Raw genomic sequence first — 4,289 nt, 5'->3', positions numbered from 1 at the left:
AGGTCGGCGACACCGAGCGCAAGGCCTTCTCGGACGCCGTCAACGCCCTGGCCGAGCCGCTCTCCAAGCTCGCCGCCGCGACCGTCGTCAACTGAGCCCCCGTCAACTCCTCAAGGAGAAGGCCGTGTTCGGCAACTACCTGATAGGACTGCGCGAGGGCCTGGAAGCCGGCCTCGTGGTCTGCATCCTGATCGCCTACCTGGTCAAGACCGGGCGCCGGGACCGCCTCGCGCCGGTGTGGGCGGGGATCGCCGCCGCCGTGCTGATCAGCATGGCCTTCGGCGCGGCGCTCCAGTTCGGCTCCAGCCAGCTGACCTTCGAGGCTCAGGAGACGGTCGGCGGCACGCTGTCGATCGTCGCCGTCGGCCTGGTCACCTGGATGGTGTTCTGGATGCGCCGCACCGCCCGGCACCTCAAGGCGGAGCTGCACGGCAAGCTGGACGCGGCCATCGCGATGGGCACCTTCGCCCTGGTCACCACCGCCTTCCTGGCGGTGGGCCGCGAGGGCCTGGAGACGGCCCTGTTCATCTGGTCCGCCGTCGCCGCCACCGATGACGGCGTGCGCCCGCTCGTCGGCGCCACGCTCGGCCTGCTCACCTCGGTCCTGCTCGGCTGGCTGTTCTACCGCGGCGCGCTGAGGATCAACCTGGCCAAGTTCTTCACCTGGACCGGCGCCATGCTGGTGGTCGTCGCGGCCGGCGTGCTCGCGTACGGCGTCCACGACCTCCAGGAGGCCGGGCTGCTTCCCGGGCTGCACAGCGTGGCGTTCGACATCAGCTCCACCGTCCCCAAGGACAGCTGGTACGGGACCCTGCTCAAGGGCGTGTTCAACTTCCAGCCCGACCCGACGGTGCTCCAACTGGTCGTCTGGGCCGGCTACCTGCTGCCCACGCTCGCCTGGTTCGTCCGTCCGGCGAGCTCCCCCGCGCCCCGTCCCGCTGCGGCGCCGACGCAGGACCAACCCGCGTAACCCCGGCTCGGAGAGCCCCACTCACCCACTCTCCGAGCCCGTCACCAGCAGGCCGCACCGCCCGGCACCTCCCCGCTCCTCACCCGGCCGGTGCGGCCTGTCGCGTTCCTCCACACCTCACCACTCAAGGAGGGCCCCGTGGCCCCGTTGTCGCTTCCGCATGCCCACGCGCCGCTGGCCGGCGCCGTACCGTCCACCCCCCTCGGCCCCTTCGCCGACAGCGCGGTGAACTGGGCGGTGTGGGTGACCCTGATGGCGGCGGTCGGCCTGCTGGCCCTCGCGCTGCTCGCCGCCGTCCCCGCCGCCGTCCGCAACGCCGCCGACTCCGCGCCCGCCGTCACCGGACGCCTGGCCCTGGCGGCGGTGGTCGTCGGGGTGCTGGCCGTGCCCGCCGTGCTGACCGAGCTGGCGCACGCCGCCTCGCCGGGCCACGGCTACGACTACGCGAAGGCGTGGAGCTCGCTCTTCGACGGCAGCAACAAGGGCCGCCTGTCCGGCATCGAGGTCACCTCCTCCCTGCTCGGCGCCCTGCTGGCCGCCCCGCTGACGGTGCGTTCGATCGCGGCCGGCCGGGCGCGCGGCCCGCTGCTGTCCGCGGCCCTGCTCTGCGCCGCGGTCGCGCTCGGCGCCACCAAGTTCCCCTCGCAGGCACCGGCAGACCGGGGCCGGGGCACCTTCGACGCCGTGGTCTGGCAGCTGCACCTCCAGGGCGGCGGCGTCTGGATCGGGGGCCTGCTCGGGCTGCTGCTGCTCGCACTCCCCGCGGTCGTCAACGGCGCCGGGCGCCGTGCCTTCTGGTCGGCCGTCATCCGGCGCTTCTCGGTCGCCGCGATGGCCTGCGTCGCCGCCATCACCCTGTCCGGGCTGTTCCTCTACTGGGCGCACGTGGACGGGCTCTCCCAGCTGCTGAGCACCATGTACGGCCGGGTGCTCGGCGTCAAGATCCTCATCTTCGGCGGGATGCTGCTGATCGGCGCCTTCAACCAGTTCTGGCTGCACCCCCGCATCGAAGCCCTGCGCGAGGAGGGCGACCAGCGGCCGCTGACCACCGTGCTGCTGCGCCGCTTCCCGGCCGTGATCGCCGTCGAGGTGCTGCTCGGCCTGGCCCTGCTGTTCGTCGCGCCGTTCCTCCACGGCTCCGCCCGGAACCAGGCCCACCAGGCCGACGTGGCCAGGCGGTCCGCGACCGACATCCCGGCGAAGAAGCTGCCGAAGCTCCCGGCCAAGAAGGTCAGCACCTCGACCTGGGTCTGGGGCACGGCCGAGACGGCCGCCGTGGTCGTGGTGATGATCGGCGGGTACCGCTTCTCCGGCCGGCTGGCCGCGCGCCGTCGCGAGAACGGCGCCGTGCCCGCCACGAGTTGACGGGCGAGGACGATCGCCGTCAGGGCCCGGGCGCGCACGTCGAGGCCGGTTTCGGTGAGGACCCTTGACAGTCGGGTGGTCCAGACCAGCAGGATGTGACCCGGCCGGAGTGCCTCAGGCCGCCGAAGTCCCCACCTCCGAAGGGAGCGCGGCCCATGGCCGGACCCGTTCGCGCACCGCTCCGAGCCCTGCTCGCCGGAGCCGTCACCGCCGCCGCCCTCGCCGGCGCGGCGCTCACCGGCTCCGGCACCGTCCACGCGGCAGGCTCCCCACTGCCCGCCCCCACCTCCTCCCCGTCGCCCTCCGCGTCGGGTGTCCAGGTGCCCGCCGTCCAGGTGCAGCTCAGCCCGGCCTCGGGCACGGTGACCGCCGGTTCGTCGACCACCGCGACCGTGAGCACGGCCATCATCAACAACGGCTCGAACACCTCCGTCGCGATGACGGTCACCGGCGTTCCCGCAGGGGTCACCGCCTCGGTCAACCCGTCCTCGGTCAGCGGGAGCGCCGGCGCCACCCTGTCGGTGTCGACCGCGTCCACGGCCGTCCCCGGCACCTACCCGCTGACGGTCAAGGGCACGCTGACCGGCACCTCGGCCACGTCCTCCGCGACGTACACGCTCACCGTGACCGGCACCGCCCCGGCGTGCTCCACCGCCCCCTGGGCCGGCACGCAGGTCTACACCGGTGGCGACACCGTCTCCTGGAAGGGCCACCGGTGGAGCGCCAAGTGGTGGACGCTGGGCGAGGAGCCCGGCACCACCGGTCAGTGGGGCGTCTGGCAGGACCTCGGTACCTGCTGATCCGCACGGATCGCCGGGCCGCGCCCCGCGACCGGGGCCCGGCTCCGCGACGCGTGCGGACTCCTCCGCTCAGGGCCGGCACCGGATCACTTCGCGGCGATCGGCCTGGTGCCGGGCTCCAGGGGCAGCCGGAGCGCCCGGACGGCGAAGGAGACGGCGTGGTACCAACCGCAGACCAGGACCAGCTCGAGCGCGGCGTCCTCGTCGGCGACGGCGACCAGCCTCGCCCACGCCTCGTCGGAGAGGTCGAAGGTCGTGTGGAGCTCGTCGACGGCTTCGAGCACCGCACGGTCCGCCGCGTCCCAGCAGTCGTCCGCCGGCGTTCCGGTGGCGAGGGCGGCGAGCTGCGCGGCGTCGAGCACCGCCTTCTCGGCGAAGCCCGCGACGTGCACGGCCCACTCGTAGTCGGCTCCGCAGAGCGCGGTCGTCCGGTCGATGACCAGCTCGCGCTGGCGGAGCGTCAGGGCGGAGCGCCGGGAGAAGTAGTAGCTTCCCCAGCCCGCGATGGAGCGGGCGAGCTCGGGCCGGCGTGCCCACACCCGGAACAGCTGGATGGGGGAGGGCCCGAGGAGGGCGAGGGCCGCAGCGGCCTCCGCGTCGTACGGCGGCGAGAGCGGTTCGATGCGCGGGCGCTTCGATTTCAGAGGCATGGCGGCACGCTAACATTGGCGCTTCGGAAAGAGAAGCGAACGAGGGAAGCAGATGGCACCGACACCCCTCCCGGGCCGACCGGTCCGCGGCTCGCAGACGGGCCGCCCGATCATGGCGCTGCTCGACCTCCTGGGTCGGCGCTGGGTGCTGCGGGTCCTGTGGGAGCTGCGGGACGACTCGACGCCGACGTTCCGGCAGCTCCAGCAGCGCTGCGACGGCATCTCCTCGAGCGTCCTGGCGGTCCGGCTCCGTGAGCTCGGACAGGCCGACCTCGTCGAGCACGCCGGTGAGGGCTACCTGCTCACCGGTCAGGGGCGGTCCCTGCTCGAACGCCTCGCCCAGCTCGACGCCTGGGCCGCTGACTGGCGGCCCAGGGCCGAGGGCTGACGGCCCGTCAATCCTCCTGTAAGAAGACATCTCATTTGGGTGGGTTGAGTAGACTCCGGGCATGCTGATCGTTGAGCGGCTGGTGCCGGACGAGCTGTGGGAGTTGTTCCAGTTGG

General features: G+C 73.0%; 5 protein-coding genes. 4 read left to right on the top strand and 1 reads right to left on the bottom strand.

Annotation, left to right across the window (positions count from 1 at the left end; all coding sequences use genetic code 11):
• Positions 1-124: 124 nt before the first annotated feature.
• The 3 genes from efeU (at position 125) to ACWCYY_RS40635 (ending at position 3,135) form a co-directional block, all read left to right on the top strand.
• The gene (gene efeU / locus ACWCYY_RS40645) at positions 125-970 is read left to right on the top strand and encodes an iron uptake transporter permease EfeU (RefSeq protein ID WP_380150302.1); all 846 of its coding nucleotides are present in this window, start codon (positions 125-127) and stop codon (positions 968-970) included.
• A 138-nt stretch (positions 971-1,108) separates the two neighbouring features.
• Positions 1,109-2,335, top strand: a complete 1,227-nt coding sequence (locus ACWCYY_RS40640) for a copper resistance D family protein (RefSeq protein WP_449798955.1) — start codon at positions 1,109-1,111, stop codon at positions 2,333-2,335.
• Positions 2,336-2,490: 155 nt separating this feature from the next.
• Positions 2,491-3,135: a carbohydrate-binding protein gene (locus ACWCYY_RS40635; protein ID WP_449798954.1), complete on the top strand. Its 645-nt coding sequence runs from the start codon at positions 2,491-2,493 to the stop codon at positions 3,133-3,135.
• 86 nt (positions 3,136-3,221) lie between these two features.
• Here ACWCYY_RS40635 and ACWCYY_RS40630 read toward each other — a convergent pair whose 3' ends face one another.
• Entirely contained in the window at positions 3,222-3,785 is a 564-nt protein-coding gene (locus ACWCYY_RS40630; protein WP_449798953.1) for a carboxymuconolactone decarboxylase family protein, read from the bottom strand.
• A gap of 52 nt (positions 3,786-3,837) precedes the next feature.
• On the opposite strand from ACWCYY_RS40630, the gene ACWCYY_RS40625 reads away from it, so the two are divergent.
• Positions 3,838-4,173 (top strand): winged helix-turn-helix transcriptional regulator, encoded by a 336-nt coding sequence (locus tag ACWCYY_RS40625; protein ID WP_449798952.1) that lies wholly within the window; start codon positions 3,838-3,840, stop codon positions 4,171-4,173.
• Positions 4,174-4,289 lie beyond the last annotated feature (116 nt).

Source organism: Kitasatospora sp. NPDC001664, from assembly GCF_053596675.1.
Note: the sequence above shows the minus strand (reverse complement) of the source record. Positions and strands in the feature narration are given on the sequence as shown.